Here is a 19,245-nt window from a genome sequence, read left to right on the forward strand (position 1 = left end):
TCAAATCAAGTAACAAACAGGGACCTGTATGATAGAAGTAAAACACCTTACAAAAGTGTATCTACACGATCCGATTTTCTCTGACTATAGCGCGACATTTGCAGAACAGAAACTCTGTATTGAAGCGCCAAATGGACTGGGGAAAAGCACCTTATTCAGAATTATTGCAGGCCTCGATGATGCCTTTCATGGGGATGTGTTGTTTGACGGGCGACTCCAGAACGTGGCACAGCAGGTGGTGGCACTGGCCAGCGACTCCATTCCATATCCAGAATTTCTGACAGCCAGACAGCTTCTGCAACTAACGGCAAAAAGCTGGTCATGTTCCTGGCCTGAACTGATAATAAACCAACTGGCATTTGAGTCATTTCTGGATACGCGCTACGGCGCCTTGTCATCCGGCAATCAGAAAAAGTGTCAGCTTATTAACGCCATGATGCGCAATACACCTTACCTTTTACTGGATGAACCCAGCGCCGCGCTGGATCATGCCAGTCTGGAGGTGCTGTTAGCGTGGCTAAAGCAGCATCCGGCCCAGGTAATCATCAGCTGTCACGAACCTCAAGCTTTTATTGATATTGGCTTTGTCACCCAGCCATTATTTGAGTGAGGTACTGATGTTACACTATTATCAGTATCGATATCGGGCATGTCGTAATGCCCTGGCTGTGCTGATGAAACAGCTGCAGCAATTCTCATTGATGTTTTTGACCTTGTTCTTTATTTTCATTCCCCAATTGATTATCGGGGTGTTCTATGGGCTGGGCAAGTTGGTGTCCTTTGAATCTCATAACCTTGCAATGAAAGTGGCATTTGGCTTCCTATTATTGCAAAGTCTGTTGCTGCAGGCGGTAAAGCCTGCGATCATGGATTCCACATACCGTGCTTTTCATGCAACTTTGCTGCGTGGTCGATTGCATCAATATACCGCAGACTGGGTACTCTTGCTGGCATGTCATGTGTTACTTATCGCAGCACTGATCCTGGCGCAGAGCATCGGCATTGACAATCTCTGGCAGGCACCGCAGCTGAGTGGTTTTATGCTCGCACAGTGGCTCTTTGCCCTGACTTTACTCTATCGCCCACAAACCTTACTTAGTTCTTTGTTGATTGCCTTTGTGGCTATCTGGCTGGCGCCAAGCATCTATATATATCTGGTGGTTATTATTCTCTGTCTGGCACTGGGCTGGTTAAGACCTGAGTTCAGGGTGGGCATGCCTCAACCTCAGATCAATCTCATCAGTTTTTGGTACTATGTAATAAAAACCACTCCCTGGATGCTGTTGTGGCGTTCGGGTGCTTCACTGCTGACCTTGTGGGCAGGTTTGATCATTGCTGAAGAGCGTCCTGATCTCCTGCATTATTATACTTTAGCCATACTCCTGGTTAATCAGTTGTGGTGGAGCAGCCTTTATCTGGATACCAATAAACAAGTTGCCGGACGCAGAAGTTTTTGGCGTAGCCTTGGTGTGTATTCTCGGCTTGTGAACAGTCAGTCGTTGCTAATTTATGGACTGTGTTTTGCAAGCTGGCTGGGTGTTGTGGTGTTGCTCGATGGCGAATTATTTAGCCTGGCGGTAATATTGAGTAGTCCGCTGTTAATGTGGACGGTGCAGTCCCACCCACAGCGTTTGGCTGTCGTCTGGGCTGGACTCAGTGTGACTTTGATGATGCTAAAAGTATTATTTATTTAACGCGATAGTACCAGTTCGTATCCTTAAGTTGTCAATCTCAAGGTGACGATATCTGGGTGATAACACCGCACCCGTACTCTGGTATCGTTGAGGTATCGATATCCATGCCGGTGAAGCGAAAATTTGTGAGCTTATAACCGAGGCTTAGATGCTAAATTAGAAGTTATTAACGCCGTTGGCGTCAGATTCGTTCCTTAAAGTTGAACAGATATCAAGTGAAATTGATATGATGTATTGATACACAGTGCGGAATATAAAAAAGGCCAGCTTGGCTGGCCTTAGGTACGAGACAAGTTACGCGGCGTCCGCGTCTTTTGCAACTACCCTGGCTTTACCAGCCAAAAGGTCAGCCGGATCAAAGTCATCAACATTGATAACGGCCAGTCGCTTCGCTTCGACGGCAGCCAGTTTGTCGGCTTCGTCGTTGTTTAGCGCACCACATTCGCGACCCATTTCAGCCACTTTGTCCAGGCGCATAAACGGTAGTTTTTCACCTTTGGCACGACATACTTTGTCGAACAGAGGTTCCACTTCCAGAATGTCTTTCAGTGTTTGCTCTTGTGTACCAATCAGGTTCAGTGGCTCATCGCGCAGATAAATGTGTGAAGCAAGGCGATCGCGTGCTGCACCTGGTGTTTGCAGAAGCTGCGCTAGTTTGTGCTCCATCTGATCCGTAGGCTTGCGCACAGGGCGGCCGAACGGGAACAGCACCAGCTTAAGCAGGCCACGTAATGCCATTGACGGCATGTTGTTGATCAGATCGGCCAGAGCACGCTGACACAGGTACAGATGTTCCTGACAGGCCCACTGTACATAAGGCAAATCTTCTTTACGACGACCCTCGTCGTTGTAGCGCTTCAGAGTCGCAGAAACCAGATACAGGTAACTTAATAAATCGCCAAGACGTGCAGAAATACGCTCTTTTCGTTTTAATGAACCACCAAAAACAGCCATACAGATGTCAGACATCAGCGCAAGCGACGCACTAAAGCGAGCTGCAGCTCGATAGTAATCAGCTGTTTCATCGTTAAATGGTACTTTACTGAAGCGACCGCCGGTCAGCGCCAGCCATTTAGTGCGCACCAGATTAGAAATGGTAAACCCAATGTGGCCCATTAATGCCTGGTCAAAGCTGCTCAGTGCTTCTTCTTTGTCCTTGATGGTACAGGCATTCAGTTCAGCCAGTACAAAAGGATGACAGCGGATAGCACCCTGACCATAGATAATCATATTACGGGTCAGAATGTTTGCACCTTCTACCGTGATAGCGATTGGCGCACCCTGATAACCGCGTCCCAGGTAGTTATTTGGACCCAGGCAGATCCCTTTACCACCATGAATATCCATTGCATGCTTGGTTGAGTCACGCATTTGCTCAGTCAGGTGATATTTCAAAATAGCAGAAATAACAGATGGCTTTTCTCCTAAGTCGACGGCACCCGTTGACATACTGACTGCTGCGTCACTGCTGTAGGCGTAACCACCCAATTTAGCCAGTGCTTCTTCTATCCCTTCCATTTTACCAATGGGCAGTTTGAACTGACGGCGGATACGGCTGTATGCACCGCTGGCCAGCGCCAGAGACTTAATACCACCGGTTGAGTTAGACGGCAGGGTGATAACGCGACCCACTGACAAACACTCCACCAGCATACGCCAGCCCTGACCTGCCATTTTCGGACCACCAATGATGAAATCAAGTGGCACGAATACACCCTCACCTTTAGTTGGACCATTCTGGAATGGTACGTTCAGTGGGAAGTGGCGGCGACCAATTTCAACACCCGGGATGTTCGTTGGGATCAAAGCGCAGGTAATACCAATTTCTTTTTTGTCGCCCAGCAGGCCATCCGGGTCGCGCATTTTGAATGCCAGGCCCAGTACGGTGGCCACAGGTGCAAGCGTGATATAACGCTTGTTCCAGGTCAGGCGAATACCTAAGGTTTCTTTGCCTTCCCATTCACCTTTACAGACGATACCAAAATCTGGGATAGATGATGCATCAGAGCCGGCTTCGGGAGAAGTCAGGGCAAAGCAAGGGATCTCATCGCCTTTTGCCAGACGCGGCAGGTAATGATCTTTTTGCGCTTGCGTACCATAGTGTTGCAGTAATTCGCCCGGACCTAATGAGTTAGGTACACCAACGATAGAAGACAGCAGAGTCGACTTACTGGTCAGCTTTTGCAGCACACAAGACTGAGCATAAGCCGAAAACTCCAGACCACCGTATTGCTTTTTGATGATCATGGCAAAGAACTTGTTGTCTTTCAGGTATTGCCATACTTCCTGTGGCAGGTCGGTCAGCTCGTGCGTTGCTTCCCAGTCGTTCAGCATTGCGCATACTTCTTCAACCGGGCCATCCATAAAGGCTTGTTCTTCCGCAGTCAGGCGTGGTGCCTGATACTGGTGAAGTTTATTCCAGTTCGGGTTACCACAAAACAGATCCGCTTCCCACCAGGTAGTACCGGCGTCAATAGCCGACTTTTCGGTTTCTGACATGCTTGGCGTTACTTTTTTGAACGCCTTGAACAGCGGCGCAACAATGTACTGTTGACGCACGTTAGTCATTGATAGAGGGATGGCAATGGCTAAGAAGATTAACCAGGCAAACGCGCCAAAGGCCCCGGCAAAGGTGCCTATTAGCAACGTCGCCGCAGCAACACCCAGGCAGGTGTTCCAGCTCGCACGGTGGTAGCAGGCAGCGCTAACCAGTGCGATTAAAGCGAGTGTAAATAAAAGTGTCATGTTGTTATTCCTTGTAAGAGGTCTGACCACATTGGCTAGGCTAGCTTGTTGGACCAGTGATTTCAAGCCTAAAAAGCATCTTATCTTCATTTTAGTTGCTAATTATTTACCACGCGAGTTAGCGGGGAGGGTGTTGTTTTTATGTAATGAGTTTGTAATTTTTAAGATTGCGCCTATAGTTTAGGAGATCATTCTAGGAGGGAATTGTCATGCAATATGGAACATTGTGTGTCGCGTCTGCGACGTTTTTTGCTATGCTGCTTTCAGCTCATCTTTATCAGCCCGCTGTTTTTCTTAACCTTGCCAGTTGCGTTTTGTGCGCCATATACGGTTATCAGGGTGCCAGTATCATTGCCATGTTTTTAGCCTGGTGTAATGTGCAGGCATTTCTGGTTAGTCCCTGGATCAATTTGACCGAGCAACCCAGTATTAAGGTGCTGGTGATATTTTTACTATGCGTCATGTTTGCGGCCATCAGTATTGGGGTTAGTAAACGTTAGTCTGTTGTCGGGGCGGTGGCTGCGGTACAATAAAGGGTCCGTGTATCGTTTGGGAAGAATGAATGAAGATCCTTGCAGATCAGAATATGCCCCTGGTTGAAGAGTTTTTCTCTGATCTTGGGGTCGTAAACCGCTTTGATGGCCGTAATCTGAGCCCGCAGCAACTGATTGATGCCGATGTGCTGCTTACCCGCTCTGTGACCCGGGTTGACAACACATTACTGGCCGAGGCGTCGCAGCTCAGGTTTGTCGGCACCGCGACCATAGGTGTTGATCATATCGACAGACCTTTGCTAGCACAACGGGGTATTGGCTTTGCCAGTGCGCCCGGGTGTAATGCGGTTGCCGTTGCTGAATATGTGATCAGTGCCCTATATGCTTATGCGCAACATAGAGCGATTGATCTGCAAGGCAAAAAGCTTGGCATTGTTGGGGTTGGTAACATCGGCCAGTGTTTACGCGATAAACTGGCAGCCAGCGGGATTGAGTTGTTGCTGTGTGACCCAATTCGTCATGAGGCCGGTACGCTGGGACAGCATATGCCACTTGATGACTTGCTGGCGCAAGCAGATATCGTTACTTTCCATGTGCCTCTAGTACGAACCGGTACACATCAGACGCGCCACCTGCTCAATGCCCAGCGTATTTCGGCACTCAAGCCTGATATGCTGGTTATTAACGCAAGCCGGGGTGATGTCATTGACAATCAGGCGCTGTTAAATGCACTTGAAAGCGGTCAGTCAATCGACTTGGTGTTGGATGTGTGGGAAAACGAACCTGATATTTCAATGCCGTTGTTGGCTCACACTTTATTTGCCTCGGTGCATATTGCCGGTCATACATTGGAAGGCAAAGCGCGTGGTACTCAGATGTTGTACCAGGCTTTATGTAACCAGTTAGGGATAGAGGCCAGCAAATCGTTAGAGTCGTTTTTACCTATACCGGCACTGACTTCCTGCTATGCAGAGCACACACTCAGTGAGCTGGAACTCGGCAGGCTGGTGCATCTGGTCTATGATATCCGTCGTGACGATGGTCTGATGCGCAGTAATATTGCCAGTCAGGGGTTTGATATGTTGCGTAAAAACTATCCCCCCCGACGCGAGTTCAATACTCTTACGGTACAAAATGCCCTCCATTGTGGGCAACAATTACAGCAGCTTGGTTTTAAAGTAGTTAATTCGAATGAGGAATAATATGTCGCAGAAATATGATGTGGCGGTGCTCGGGGCAACCGGGCTGGTCGGTAAACAAATAATCGAAACACTGGCAGAGCGCAAGTTCCCGGTTGGCAACCTGTATCCTCTGGCAAGTAGCCGCAGTGCAGGTGAAGAAATTGAATTTAACGGCGAAACGCTCACCGTACTCGATGTGGCTGAGTTTGACTTTAGTCAGGCCCATATTGGCTTGTTCTCAGCCGGTGGTAGTGTCTCAGAGCAGTATGCGCCAATAGCGGCAGAAGCGGGCTGTGTGGTAATTGATAATACCTCACACTTCAGATACGACTATGATGTACCTTTGGTGGTGCCAGAAGTAAACAGCGCAAGCCTGGCTGATTTTCGCAATCGTAACATTATTGCTAATCCAAACTGCTCGACGATTCAGATGATGGTGGCATTGAAGCCGATATATGATGCCTATGGGATTGACCGGATCAACGTCTCTACTTATCAGGCCGTATCTGGTGCAGGCAAAGAAGCTGTAGACGAACTGGCAAAGCAAACGGCCAATTTGATGAACGCCCGGCCCATGGAAAACGAGGTATTCAGCAAGCAAATCGCGTTTAATGTGATCCCACAGATTGATGTATTTCAGGATAATGGTTACACCAAAGAAGAAATGAAAATGGTCTGGGAAACACAAAAGATCCTGGGTGACAGCAGTGTCATGGTCAATCCAACGGCTGTGCGCGTACCGGTTTTTTATGGTCATGCGGAAGCCATTCACCTGGAAACCCGTATGCCCTATGATCTCGAGCATATCAAGCAATTGCTGAATGAAGCGCCAGGTCTTGAACTGATCGAAGATGAGCAGGACTATCCCACACCGGTCAGCGATGCCAGCGGCAATGATACTGTGTATGTGGGCCGCCTGAGAGCGGATATCTCACACCCTCACGGTCTGAACATGTGGGTTGTGTCAGATAATACCCGCAAAGGTGCCGCGACTAATAGCGTGCAAATTGCTGAAGAGTTAATCACACACTATTTGTGATCTGTTCCAGGGTTTGCCACTTCTGACAGGCCCTGACCTTCCTTTCCCCTTGTTGCAAAACGGCAGCATTTTGCCACTTTTCATTTCTCTAGCGCCATGTCGGTGTAATTCGTCTATCCTTGAGAATAATCAGGGGCTTAAACAAAGCCCGGCTAACTCATTAAAAAGCATGATAAGAATGTTAATTTTCAATACTTTGGCGATGGATATTCGCCGTTATCTGGTTTATAGTTGGCAATTGGAACAGAGCTTGCACAAGCCCTATTAAGCACAATTCAGTAGTCGCGTCGCCACCATGGCAACGCAAGAAGAGTATACAAAGGAACAGCATGCGCGGTTTAGCCTTTATTTGTATCTTAGCAATGGCCCTTATTGCAGCGCCCGTTCACACTGAGGATGGGACCGTTCTTAAAGGTCCGAAAGGGGTGGACCTCGGTCTTCAGGGGCGTTCAGTTGGCCCGATTAAACCAACAGATACTCTGTGGCGCATCGCGCATAAAATCCGGCCCAGTGACTCGGTTTCTATCTATCAAGTGATGCAGGCTTTGTATGAGAAAAACCCACAAGCTTTTCTCGACAACAACCTAAATCACATGCGTGATGGCGCTTATCTGAAAATCCCGACTCTGGCCGAAATTCGTCGTGTTAACCCTGAACTTGCGCGGCAAAAATCGGATCAGGATGATGAGCTCTGGGAGCTGAAAAAAAGCGGCAAGCTTGACCAGGCGACGATAGACGCTGCCGACAAACGTGTGACACAAGCGCGCAAAGTCGATGTAGAAGAAGCGCGCGAAGCGCTAACCAATGAGCTCAAATCACTTAAGATGGAGCAAGACTCCCGCCTGCATGAGCTACAATCTCAATTTAAAACTTCCGTTCGCAGTGTCGAAGAGATCCTCCAGGAAAATAACGAACTTGAGAAAAAACTAAATAACATTTCTGAAGAGCTGAAAAATGTTCAGGACCAGCTGGGCAGAGACAGTGAGATCCAACAGCAGCTTAAAGCCGTGATCGACATGCAAAACGAGTTGATCGCACAGCAGCAAATGCAGGCACAAGCAGAGGCAGAATTCAGTATTGCGAAACTATTTGCCAACCCACTGGTCGTAGGCTTGCTTGCCACTATTCCTGCTCTACTGATCATAGGTGCAGTGGTGATGCGTTTGCGTAAAGGTAAGACAAAGCAAGCTGAAGAAGATGATGAATTTTTGCCACAATCACCAGCTGCCGCTGCTGGTGCAGCAGCGGCAGCAGCAGTCGATCCACTTGACCTGGATATGCCAAATGACAGTGCGGAAGATGCGCTAAATGAAGGTGTGCAGTTGGATGACGACATTTTACCTGATGATGAAATCGTCTTTGACAGCCTCGAAGATGATGCGTTTGAGGAGGGTAATGACACACTAGAACAGGATGAGCTGGATAGCTTACTGAACGACGACATTGTTTTTGATGATGAGTCAGATGTTAACAATGAAACGGCTGATGCGGATGATTTAGACGATTTTCTGCAACAAAATTTCGACGAAGGTGATGACAGCCTGGGTGATGAAATTACGCTGGATGTTGATGCAGAGTCGGCAAAAGACGACAACGACATACTCAGTGCAGACGACATTGACGATTTGTTCAACGAGGTAAGCGAAGGCACCGATGATGATACCCTGGATGTCAGTGATGATGCCCTGGCAGCATTAAGCGAAGAGCTGGCGGAAGAAAGCCTGGAAGAAGCTGACGCATCGGACGAAGACTTTGATCTGGACGACATTGACAGTCTGATAGATGAAGTCGGGGAGTCGCCCCCAAAGTCCCAAGCGGCTGACGGAGCAGCGACAGACGATGGCGTGCTTAGCGCGGACGACATCGACGATTTGCTCGATGGCGCATTGGATGATGAACCGGATATTGCTGAAGACGATTTCGATGTGGATGATATCGACAGCCTGCTGGACGAGGCGCAGGGTAGCGGTGCTGACGTATCGCAGACAGTAGAAGCTGAACTCGACGCTGACGATGATATCGACGCTTTATTGGCTGAAGCGCAGGACGCTAATGACCCTGGCGATACACTAACAGCAGAATCGGACATTGATTCAGACGATGATATTGACGCTTTATTGGCCGAAGTGCAGGACAATGACGGACTGACTGACGAAGAGCCGGATGATATCGATAGTCTGCTTGAAGACGAGCCGGACGCAGGATCAGAAGAATTACTGGCAGCAGAGCCGGATGATATCGATAGTCTGTTAGAGGATGCGTCGGACGCAGGATCAGAAGAAGAATTGCTGGCAGCAGAGCCCGATGATATCGACAGCCTGCTAGAAGACGAGCCGGACGCAGGATCAGATGATGAAGTGCTGGCAGCAGAGCCCGATGATATCGACAGCTTGCTTGAAGACGAGCCTGACGCAGGATCAGAAGAAGTGCTGGCAGCAGAGCCCGATGATATCGACAGCCTGCTTGAAGACGAGCCGGACGCGGGATCAGAAGAAGAATTGCTGGCGGCAGAGCCCGATGATATCGACAACCTGCTAGAAGACGAGCCGGACGCAGGATCAGAAGAAGTGCTGGCAGCAGAGCCGGATGATATCGATAGTCTGTTAGAAGACGAGCCGGACGCAGGATCAGGTGATGAATTGCTGGCAGCAGAGCCCGATGATATCGACAGCCTGCTAGAAGACGAGCCGGGCGCAGGATCAGATGAAGTGCTGGCAGCAGAGCCTGAAGATATCGACAGCCTGCTTGAAGACGAGCCGGACGCAGGATCAGAAGAAGAATTGCTGGCAGCAGAGCCGGATGATATCGACAGCCTGCTTGAAGACGAGCCAGACGGAGGATCAGATGAAGTGCTGGCAGCAGAGCCGGATGATATCGACAGCCTGCTTGAAGACGAGCCGGACGCAGGATCAGGTGATGAATTGCTGGCAGCAGAGCCCGATGATATCGACAGCCTGCTTGAAGAAGAGCCGGACGCAGGATCAGATGATGAATTGCTGGCAGCAGAGCCGGATGATATCGACAGCCTGCTAGAAGACGAGCCGGACGCAGGATCAGAAGAAGAATTGCTGGCAGCAGAGCCGGATGATATCGACAGCCTGCTAGAAGACGAGCCGGACGCAGGATCAGATGGTGAATTGCTGGCAGCAGAGCCGGATGATATCGACAGCCTGCTAGAAGACGAGCCGGACGCAGGAGCAGATGATGAATTGCCGGCAGCAGAGCCGGATGATATCGACAGCCTGCTAGAAGACGAGTCGGACGCAGGATCTGATGGTGAATTGCTGGCAGCAGAGCCGGATGATATCGACAGCCTGCTAGAAGACGAGCCGGACGCAGGATCAGAAGAAGTGCTGGCAGCAGAGCCGGATGATATCGATAGTCTGTTAGAGGATGCGTCGGACGCAGGATCAGAGGAAGTGCTGGCAGCAGAGCCTGAAGATATCGACAGCCTGCTTGAAGACGAGCCGGACGCAGGATCAGAAGAAGAATTGCTGGCAGCAGAGTCCGATGATATCGACAGCCTGTTAGAAGATGAACCTATAACTAACCCGGAAACTATTTCAACAACGGAGTCTGGTCACCTTGACGGTATGCTGGAAGAGGAAGCGGTTCTTCAGTCTTTACATGACGAAACTGAAGGGCCTGCTGAGCTAGAACCTGACGAGGCCGAGTTTGTTGCTGAGCAGGATGGACCTGCATTAGCAGAAACTGAAGACGAGTTGCTCGATGAGTTTGCTGAGGAGCTGGTACACCAAGCAGAACAAGCCGATGATGTTACGCCACCTCAGTTGCAAAATGTTGACGAGCTGCTTGAAGCGCTGGAAGCCGAAACAGACGACTTTGACGCTGAACTGGACAGTGAAGTTGAGATTGATCTGGGTGATGATCCACTCGCGGATGAAGACATAGATCTGTCTGAAGATGAAGAACTTACCGAATTTGATCCGGTCACGCCCAGCGAAGAATTGAGTAGTTATCCTGAATTACAAATGGATGAGTCTGAGCCTAATGTAATAGATTTGGATACTGAATCTGGGTCGACCATGAGTGAAACGGAAAGGGCGCTCGCGGAAAGTCTGGAACAGGATGAACTTTCCAGTTTACTTGATGATGAGCTGGGTGAGGACGGTGACGGGTTACTGGACTTTGCTGGTGATTTTGATGACCTGGAAGGCCCCGATTTTGAGCTGGAAGAAAGCAACGAACAGGATAATGAAGCTACAACAGCAGCTTTGGCAGAAGCTCCCTCTCTGGAAGATGATCTGACCGACGACACTTTAGCAGAGGAAGATTTCCCGGCCTTTGAAGAAGACGACGCGCTGGCAGCGCTGGATGACGAGCCACAAGCGGCGGAGCCGGAGGATGAAGAGGCACCCGAGCAAGAAGCCTCAGCAGATGAAGAAACGCTGTTAGAAGATGATCTGACCGACGACACTTTAGCAGAGGAAGATTTCCCGGCCTTTGAAGAGGACGACGCGCTGACAGCGCTGGATGACGAGCCACAAGCGGTGGAGCCGGAGGCTGAAGAGGCACCCGAGCAAGATGCCTCAGCAGATGAAGAAACGCTGTTAGAAGGTGACCTGACAGACGACACATTGACGGAAGAAGATTTCCCGGCCTTTGAAGAGGACGACGCGCTGGCAGCGCTGGATGACGAGCCACAAGCGGTGGAGCCGGAGGCTGAAGAGGCACCCGAGCAAGATGCCTCAGCAGATGAAGAAACGCTGTTAGAAGATGATCTGACCGACGACACTTTAGCAGAGGAAGATTTTCCGGCCTTTGAAGAAGACGACGCGCTGGCCGCTATGGATGACGAGCCACAAGCGGCGGAGCTGGAGGCTGAAGAGGCACCAGAACAAGAAGCCTCAGCAGATGAAGAAACGCTGTTAGAAGACGACCTGACCGACGACACTTTAGCAGAGGAAGATTTCCCGGCCTTTGAAGAGGACGACGCGCTGGCCGCCAAGGATGACGAGCCACAAGCGGCGGAGCCGGAGGCTGAAGAGGCACCCGACCAAGAAGCCTCAGCAGATGAAGAAACGCTGTTAGAAGGTGACCTGACCGACGACACTTTAGCAGAGGAAGATTTCCCGGCCTTTGAAGAGGGCGACGCACTGGCCGCCATGGATGACGAGCCACAAGTGGCGGAGCCGGAGGCTGAAGAGGCACCCGAGCAAGAAGCCTCAGCAGATGAAGAAACGCTGTTAGAAGATGACCTGACAGATGACGCTCTGGCGGAAGAAGACTTTCCAGAGTTCAACGAAGAGGACGCATTGAGTGCAATGGAGTCGGAGCCGGATGGCGAGCTTGAGCTGGAAGACCTGGATGATGACTTATCCGATCTGATGCTCTCAGATGAGGACTTGGCAGAGTTTGCACAAAGTGATTCGTCTGAGGACGAAACGCCTGCTGACCCAGAATTGCCGCAAGAGCCGGATGCCTTTTTGGATGAGCTAACCGATCTGGATGACGACGAGGATGATACCCCGGAACCCGAAATCAACATAGATGAAGCTGCGATTGAAGATGAGTTTCTGGCAGAGCTGAACGACACTGATTTCAGTGCGCTACTGGATGAATCGGTGGAACCGGATACTTCAGACGTTGAGCTGTCAGATGAGCCAGAGCTGGATTTTGATGCACTGTTAAGCGAGGAGCTGGGGCAGGACCTGGAAATTGAGGACATTGACGAACTTGCGACGGACGAACTTAACGACGACAGTGCAGACTCGGCTGCAACAGACGAAGATTATCTTGAAATAGACGATTTACTGTCTCAAAGCGATGATGAACCGGCACAAGAAGAGCCCTATCAGTCACCAGATATGGATGTAGGGTTGGGTGATTTTGAAGAGTTGCTGGCCGGAGAGAACGCCACGGATGTTGATCTGGAAGAAGGCGGATATGCAGCGAAGCTCGATCTGGTTCGTGCCTATATTGAAATTGGTGACTTTGATTCGGCACAAAACGCCGTTGAGGAGATCCTGAATAGTGGACCAGAATCTGTTCAGGCAGAAGCGCAGGCGCTGAAGCAGCAGATTAAATAAGCCTCTGCTTACAACGACGCGATGGGATTGGTATTATCGGCGGCGATCGCATAAAATGCGCGGCTAAGTTCGAAATGAGAGTTTGAGTAGTTTATGCGTGTAGCTTTGGGGATTGAATACAATGGCGGTAATTACAGCGGCTGGCAGCGTCAGTGTAATGTAAATAGTGTTCAGGAGGAGCTGGAGACAGCCCTGTCTAGCATTTGTAATCACAAGGTCGACGTGGTGTGTGCCGGGCGCACAGATGCCGGTGTTCATGCTACGGGCCAGGTGATCCACTTCGATACCCACTCTGACAGGGACATGAAAGCATTTACGCTGGGTGTTAACTCTCAGTTGCCCGATGATATTGCGGTACGTTATGCCACCCCTGTCCATGACGAGTTCAGCGCGCGTTTTAGTGCAACGGCCAGACGTTACCGTTATGTGATTTATAACAGTGTTAATCGTCCGGGTATTTTACGCAGTGGAGTGACTCATTACTATCACCCGCTGGATGCCGAATTGATGCAGGCAGCGTGCCCGGTGATGATTGGTGAGCATGATTTCTCTTCTTTTCGGGCAGTACACTGCCAGTCTAATTCGCCGTGTCGCAACATCCATCATTTACAGGTCGACCGGTTTGGTGATTACATCGTCGTTGATGTCAAAGCCAATGCGTTTTTACACCACATGGTGCGCAATATCACGGGATGCCTGATGGACATCGGAGTAGGCAAGTATCCGCCAGAGTGGCTGGCAGAGCTACTGAGTATCAAAGACCGCACTCAGGCAAGTGCAACCGCCAAACCTAATGGGTTATACCTGGTAGATGTCGACTATCCAGAGCGCTGGCAGATCCCGTCAACGCCGGCAGGGCCCTTGTTTTTACCCGAAGTAACGATCCGTTAATTCAACCCAATATTGACTAAAGCAAAACTGGGCGCGAGCGTCTTAATTATTTGATACAACTAAGACCAGTTTTTTATATCACTGATGTCTTAATCATGTTTTAATTGAGAAAATCTGTCTGCTATTTGCAGAGAGCGACACAGAATGAGCAATAAGAGAGTTGCAAATGAGTTGGTTAGAAAAAATCTTACCTAAAACGGCTAAATCGACTGGTAAAAAAGAGATCCCAGAAGGTGTATGGGCAAAATGTACAGACTGTGATTCAATCCTGTATAAAGCAGAACTGGAAAAGTCACTGCATGTTTGTCCTAAATGTGATCACCATATGCGGATCAGCGCACGCAAGCGTCTGGAGAGCTTTTTAGATGATGGTGGCCGCGTCGAGTTGGGTACTCAACACGAACCAAAGGATGTACTCAAGTTTAAAGATTCGAAAAAGTATTCAGATCGCATCACTGCGGCGCAAAAAGTCAGTGGCGAGAAAGATGCGCTGGTCGCCATGAAAGGCACCCTAAAAGGCATTCCTGTAGCAGCAGTGGCATTTGAATTCTCCTTTATGGGTGGATCAATGGCCTCCGTTGTTGGTGCACGCTTTGTTGACGCCGTTAACGAATGTCTTGAACACAATATGCCGCTGGTCTGTTTTTCAGCGTCTGGTGGTGCCCGCATGCAGGAGGCTTTGATGTCCCTGATGCAGATGGCAAAAACCAGTGCTGCACTGGCGAAAATGAGTGAGCGTGGTTTACCATTTATCTCGGTCATGACGGATCCGACTATGGGTGGTGTTTCTGCTTCACTTGCTATGCTGGGTGACATTAACGTGGCTGAGCCTAAAGCATTGATCGGGTTTGCAGGTCCGCGTGTTATCGAACAGACGGTACGCGAAACCTTACCTGAAGGCTTCCAGCGTAGTGAGTTCTTGTTGGAACATGGCGCAATCGACATGATCATTGACCGTCGTGAAATACGTGACTCTCTGGCACGTATTCTTGCTAAGTTCATGAACTTGCCTTCTACCGAACAAGAGCATAGAGTAGCGTAAATTTTTTAATTTGAGCGCACTATGTCAAAGACTACACCAAGCCAATCATCCACACTGAATGATTGGCTTTGTTATTTAGAACAGTTACACCCTGCCAATATTGCTATGGGGCTGGAGCGCGTTGCACAGGCTGCCAACAATATTGATCTGCTCAACAGTAGCAGTAAGATCATCCTGATTGGTGGCACCAATGGTAAAGGCACGACAGCACGTTGTCTGGAAGCCATGTTGCTGGCACAAGGCTACAGTGTAGGCACTTACGCCTCCCCACACCTTATCCATTATAACGAACGTGTCCGCATCAATGGTAAAACGCTGTCCGATCAATCTCATGTCGATGCTTTCTATGCACTGGATCGGGGTCGTGCAGAAGTCGAACTGACATTCTTTGAATATGGTACGCTAGGTGCCTTGTGGTTATTTAAACAGCATGCGGTGGATTATGTGTTACTCGAGGTTGGCCTGGGCGGTCGCTATGATGCAACCAATATTGTGACACCTTATGCCAGTGTTATTACGACCATAGATCTTGACCACAAAGAGTATCTGGGTGATACCCGTGAGCTGGTGGGGTATGACAAGGCAGGTATTTTCCGTTCTGATACACCGGCTATAGTGGGCGATTTGGATATTCCACACACAGTGATCGACTATGGTGAGGAAATCAACGCAGAACTGATCCTGTCTAAACGTGACTTTCACTTTACTGCTATGCCTGACGGTCTGCGCTGGCAATATGGTGAGCACGATCTGACCCTGGCACAACCGGCTATTCCCGCTCAAAACGTGGCCACGGCATTAACACTACTGGCCCGGCTTGAGCTGTTACCTGAAGAAGACCTGATAAAACGAATTTTGGCCGACTTACAGGTAGAAGGGCGGTTTATGCAGCTCAGTCAGCAGCCATTGATTTACACCGATGTGGCGCACAACCCGGAGTCGGCGCGTTACCTCAGAACACAGTTAATGCGTTTGAAAAATCAGGGCTTTAAAATTCATGCCTTAGTCGCTATGCTTGCTGATAAGGATAAAGCGAGCGTGATTGATGCCCTGTCAGGTGTGGTTGAGACATGGAGCTGTGCCTCATTGGACGGGCCCCGAGGAGAGCATGCAGAGCAGTTGCTGCCATTGTTGCCAGCACCGCACAGTGAGCACAGTCAGGTATTCCCTAGTGTTGACTCGGCTCTGCAAAGTCTGCTTCCTCAGCAACCTAAAGACACGGTGCTGATAATATTTGGCTCGTTTGTGACCGTGGCCGCGGCCATGCAGTACTGGCAAAAGTAGAGAGCAATAGTTGTGAACTCAGGATTTATTAACCGACTGGTCGGCACCAGCATCGTTGTGATAGCAGCGGTGGTTTTTATACCTAATATTCTGGATGGTGAAAAGGTCCACTATAAGGAAGGCTTTAAGCCTATCCCGGAGCGTCCTGAGTTCTCGACCATAGAGCTGAAGACGCGGATAGATGAACGCGCATCATTGGCGACTCAACCAATGGAGGAAGTGGTAGAAGATATTGAAGCAGATGATGCTCAGCTCAGTGCTGATGTGTCGTCGGCCGAATCGCACCAGGATGCATCGGTATCAGAGCAGTCAGAGACATCTCAGATTGCGCAGAATGCGGCAATTGGCAAAGGGGTTCCCGCTCACGAACCAATTTCATCACACGCTGAGACAGGCTCGGCATCTGAGCCCTCTCCAGAGATGAAAAGCGAGCCTTTAACGCGGCCTGAGGTTTCTAATTTTACGCAAATGGCCTACGTCATTCAGCTCGGCAGCTTTTCACACAAATCAAATGTTGAAGCACTTACCAAAAAGCTTACCCAAAATGGTTTCAAGACCTTTACCCGCCCGGTAAAAACGCCCAATGGTACTTTGACTAAAGTGTTTGTCGGACCAGATTTAAATAGAGCCAAACTTGAAGCTAAGCTCCCAGAACTAAAGAAATTAACTAAGTTAAACGGCCGCCTGACTCAGTTTACCGTGGTAAAATGATCTGGTAATTGACGGTCGTGTCTTATAGAATGCGCCCCAAATTAACGACTTATTGGTTTATATGATCTGGGTTGATTACGCCATCTTTGCAATTGTCGGTATCTCGACAGTGTTTGGCCTGATGAGAGGTTTTGTAAAAGAAACCATGTCACTCGTGGTTTGGATCGGTGCCTTTTTCATATCCAGCTTATTCTACCAATACCTTGCAACCTTCCTGACCTTCATTTCAGAACCCCTTTTAAGAAATGCCGCCGCAATCGCCATACTTTTCGTTGCGACACTTGTGTTAGGTGGGTTTGTCAATTATATCTTAGGTGAACTTGTACAGCGTACGGGGTTATCTGGCACCGATCGCCTTGTTGGCATTGTGTTCGGTGCAATGCGGGGCGTGCTGGTCGTTAGCGCCACGTTGTTTTTCCTGGATGCCTTCACCAAAGCCCCCGAGACATCGTGGTGGCAGGCATCCCAAGTAATCCCTGAATTTGGCTTTGTAATAGAGTGGTTTTTTTCCTATCTAGAGCATAACTCAAGCTTTTTGAATTCAGCAAACCGTTAATCGGCGAGGAAATTTTTAATGTGTGGTATCGTTGGGATAGTCGGAACATCTCCTGTTAATCAGGCGATTTATGACGGCTTAACTGTTTTGCAACACCGTGGCCAAGATGCAGCCGGCATCATTACCATTGACAACAATACGTTTAGCTTACGCAAGGCCAATGGCCTGGTGAAAGACGTGTTTCACACCCGTCATATGAAGCGTCTGCAGGGTAACATTGGCATAGGTCATGTTCGTTATCCTACTGCAGGCTCCTCCAGTTCAGCAGAAGCGCAGCCTTTTTATGTTAATTCACCGTTTGGTATTGCCATGGCGCATAACGGCAATTTAACCAATGCGGAAGAGCTGAAAGAACGTCTGTTCACCAAAGCGCGTCGTCACGTTAATACGACGTCCGACTCGGAAATACTGCTGAACATCCTGGCCTATGAGCTAGGTCGTAACGATAAAATGAAGCTGGACGCGGCGGATATGTTCAAAGCCATCAGTGAGGTTAACCAGCAAGTGTCAGGTGGTTATGCGACTATCGCAATGATCATCGGTCATGGTATTCTGGCTTTTCGTGACCCACATGGTATTCGTCCGCTGGTATTTGGTAAGCGCGAAACGGAACGTGGCGTTGAGTACATGTTCGCATCCGAAAGTGTGGCACTGTCTATCGACGGCTTTGAATTCGTGCGTGATGTTGCCCCGGGTGAAGCCATCTATGTCACCGAAGACGGTCAGTTTTACTCGCAGATCTGTGCTGACAAAACGATGCACGCACCGTGTATTTTTGAATTTGTCTATTTTGCACGCCCGGACTCAAATATTGACAACATGTCAGTTTATGCCACCCGTGTGAATATGGGCACTAAGCTGGGCGAGAAGATCAAGCGTGAATGGGCCGACAAGGACATTGATGTGGTGATCCCAATCCCTGAGACATCTTGTGATATTGCGCTGGAAATCGCCTCTGTACTGGAACTGCCTTACCGCCAGGGGTTTGTGAAGAACCGCTATATTGGCCGTACCTTCATTATGCCAGGCCAGGAACAACGGAAGAAGTCGGTACGTCGTAAGCTGAATGCGATTGACAGAGAGTTTGCTGGTAAAAATGTCCTGCTGGTTGATGACTCAATCGTACGGGGTACCACGTCTGCGCAGATCGTTGAAATGGCGCGTGACGCGGGTGCTAAAAACGTGTACTTTGCTTCAGCCGCACCTGAAGTCCGTTTTCCAAACGTCTATGGTATCGACATGCCATCGGCAGCGGAGCTAATCGCCCACGGTCGTGATGTGGATGATATCAACGCCAGCATTGGCTCAGATGGTCTCATCTATCAGTCTATCTCGGATCTGAAAGATGCGGTTGCCCTTGAAAACCCAGAGATCAGCCGTTTTGAAACGTCAGTGTTTGATGGCCAGTACATTACCGGTGACGTCAATCAGGACTATCTGAATCGTATTGATGCACTGCGTAATGATTCGGCAAAATCGACACGTGAGAAAGCGATGTCGGCGAGCCTGGAGCTGCATAACCAGGAAACCGGCGAGGGTGAATAACCTGGTGTGAATT

Annotated in this window: 13 protein-coding genes; 12 read left to right on the forward strand and 1 reads right to left on the reverse strand. The window is 49.4% G+C overall.

The genetic code is table 11. The features are described from left to right. Nucleotides 1-28 precede the first annotated feature (28 nt). Together MHN33_RS07190 and MHN33_RS07195 are read left to right on the forward strand one after the other, a co-directional pair. Nucleotides 29-610, forward strand: coding sequence for an ATP-binding cassette domain-containing protein (locus MHN33_RS07190; RefSeq protein WP_239397314.1), 582 nt, complete (start codon nucleotides 29-31; stop codon nucleotides 608-610). Between the two features lie 7 nt (nucleotides 611-617). Then, on the forward strand, nucleotides 618-1,694 hold the full coding sequence (locus MHN33_RS07195) for a DUF6136 family protein (protein ID WP_239397315.1): 1,077 nt from the start codon (nucleotides 618-620) through the stop codon (nucleotides 1,692-1,694). Between the two features lie 294 nt (nucleotides 1,695-1,988). Here the strand turns inward: MHN33_RS07195 and fadE are convergent, their stop codons facing one another. Then, entirely contained in the window at nucleotides 1,989-4,439 is a 2,451-nt protein-coding gene (fadE, locus tag MHN33_RS07200; RefSeq protein WP_239397316.1) for an acyl-CoA dehydrogenase FadE, read from the reverse strand. A 209-nt stretch (nucleotides 4,440-4,648) separates the two neighbouring features. Here fadE and MHN33_RS07205 point away from each other — a divergent pair, with 209 nt between their 5' ends. From MHN33_RS07205 to purF, 10 genes are all read left to right on the forward strand, one after another. After that, nucleotides 4,649-4,939 (forward strand): DUF6419 family natural product biosynthesis protein, encoded by a 291-nt coding sequence (locus MHN33_RS07205; protein WP_239397317.1) that lies wholly within the window; start codon nucleotides 4,649-4,651, stop codon nucleotides 4,937-4,939. 62 nt (nucleotides 4,940-5,001) lie between these two features. Beyond that, nucleotides 5,002-6,135 carry a 4-phosphoerythronate dehydrogenase gene (locus tag MHN33_RS07210; RefSeq protein WP_239397318.1) on the forward strand — a complete coding sequence of 378 codons (1,134 nt, stop codon included), beginning with the start codon at nucleotides 5,002-5,004 and terminating at the stop codon, nucleotides 6,133-6,135. A gap of 1 nt (nucleotide 6,136) precedes the next feature. Beyond that, the gene (locus MHN33_RS07215) at nucleotides 6,137-7,153 is read left to right on the forward strand and encodes an aspartate-semialdehyde dehydrogenase (protein WP_239397319.1); all 1,017 of its coding nucleotides are present in this window, start codon (nucleotides 6,137-6,139) and stop codon (nucleotides 7,151-7,153) included. A gap of 329 nt (nucleotides 7,154-7,482) precedes the next feature. Then, complete coding sequence (locus MHN33_RS07220; protein ID WP_239397320.1) at nucleotides 7,483-13,203, forward strand: FimV/HubP family polar landmark protein; 5,721 nt, start codon at nucleotides 7,483-7,485, stop codon at nucleotides 13,201-13,203. A 93-nt stretch (nucleotides 13,204-13,296) separates the two neighbouring features. Then, complete coding sequence (truA, locus tag MHN33_RS07225) at nucleotides 13,297-14,094, forward strand: tRNA pseudouridine(38-40) synthase TruA (RefSeq protein ID WP_239397321.1); 798 nt, start codon at nucleotides 13,297-13,299, stop codon at nucleotides 14,092-14,094. Between the two features lie 166 nt (nucleotides 14,095-14,260). After that, entirely contained in the window at nucleotides 14,261-15,136 is an 876-nt protein-coding gene (accD, locus tag MHN33_RS07230) for an acetyl-CoA carboxylase, carboxyltransferase subunit beta (protein ID WP_239397322.1), read from the forward strand. Nucleotides 15,137-15,157: 21 nt separating this feature from the next. Further along, the gene (gene folC / locus MHN33_RS07235) at nucleotides 15,158-16,420 is read left to right on the forward strand and encodes a bifunctional tetrahydrofolate synthase/dihydrofolate synthase (RefSeq protein ID WP_239397323.1); all 1,263 of its coding nucleotides are present in this window, start codon (nucleotides 15,158-15,160) and stop codon (nucleotides 16,418-16,420) included. A gap of 12 nt (nucleotides 16,421-16,432) precedes the next feature. Further along, complete coding sequence (locus MHN33_RS07240; RefSeq protein ID WP_239397324.1) at nucleotides 16,433-17,131, forward strand: SPOR domain-containing protein; 699 nt, start codon at nucleotides 16,433-16,435, stop codon at nucleotides 17,129-17,131. A gap of 61 nt (nucleotides 17,132-17,192) precedes the next feature. After that, a complete protein-coding gene (locus MHN33_RS07245; protein WP_239397325.1) occupies nucleotides 17,193-17,687 on the forward strand; it encodes a CvpA family protein in 495 nt (164 codons plus the stop codon). 18 nt (nucleotides 17,688-17,705) lie between these two features. Beyond that, complete coding sequence (purF, locus tag MHN33_RS07250; RefSeq protein WP_239397326.1) at nucleotides 17,706-19,232, forward strand: amidophosphoribosyltransferase; 1,527 nt, start codon at nucleotides 17,706-17,708, stop codon at nucleotides 19,230-19,232. The last annotated feature ends 13 nt before the right edge of the window (nucleotides 19,233-19,245 follow it).

Origin of the sequence: Pseudoalteromonas sp. OOF1S-7, assembly GCF_022347765.1 — a bacterium.
Lineage (GTDB): Bacteria > Pseudomonadota > Gammaproteobacteria > Enterobacterales > Alteromonadaceae > Pseudoalteromonas.

What these genes read in the sequence shown, in the direction of transcription:
- MHN33_RS07190 (WP_239397314.1), top strand. Translation starts at nt 29, where the DNA reads ATGATAGAAGTAAAACACCTTACAAAAGTGTATCTACACGATCCGATT.
- MHN33_RS07195 (WP_239397315.1), top strand. Translation starts at nt 618, where the DNA reads ATGTTACACTATTATCAGTATCGATATCGGGCATGTCGTAATGCCCTG.
- fadE (WP_239397316.1), bottom strand. Translation starts at nt 4,439, where the DNA reads ATGACACTTTTATTTACACTCGCTTTAATCGCACTGGTTAGCGCTGCC.
- MHN33_RS07205 (WP_239397317.1), top strand. Translation starts at nt 4,649, where the DNA reads ATGCAATATGGAACATTGTGTGTCGCGTCTGCGACGTTTTTTGCTATG.
- MHN33_RS07210 (WP_239397318.1), top strand. Translation starts at nt 5,002, where the DNA reads ATGAAGATCCTTGCAGATCAGAATATGCCCCTGGTTGAAGAGTTTTTC.
- MHN33_RS07215 (WP_239397319.1), top strand. Translation starts at nt 6,137, where the DNA reads ATGTCGCAGAAATATGATGTGGCGGTGCTCGGGGCAACCGGGCTGGTC.
- MHN33_RS07220 (WP_239397320.1), top strand. Translation starts at nt 7,483, where the DNA reads ATGCGCGGTTTAGCCTTTATTTGTATCTTAGCAATGGCCCTTATTGCA.
- truA (WP_239397321.1), top strand. Translation starts at nt 13,297, where the DNA reads ATGCGTGTAGCTTTGGGGATTGAATACAATGGCGGTAATTACAGCGGC.
- accD (WP_239397322.1), top strand. Translation starts at nt 14,261, where the DNA reads ATGAGTTGGTTAGAAAAAATCTTACCTAAAACGGCTAAATCGACTGGT.
- folC (WP_239397323.1), top strand. Translation starts at nt 15,158, where the DNA reads ATGTCAAAGACTACACCAAGCCAATCATCCACACTGAATGATTGGCTT.
- MHN33_RS07245 (WP_239397325.1), top strand. Translation starts at nt 17,193, where the DNA reads ATGATCTGGGTTGATTACGCCATCTTTGCAATTGTCGGTATCTCGACA.
- purF (WP_239397326.1), top strand. Translation starts at nt 17,706, where the DNA reads ATGTGTGGTATCGTTGGGATAGTCGGAACATCTCCTGTTAATCAGGCG.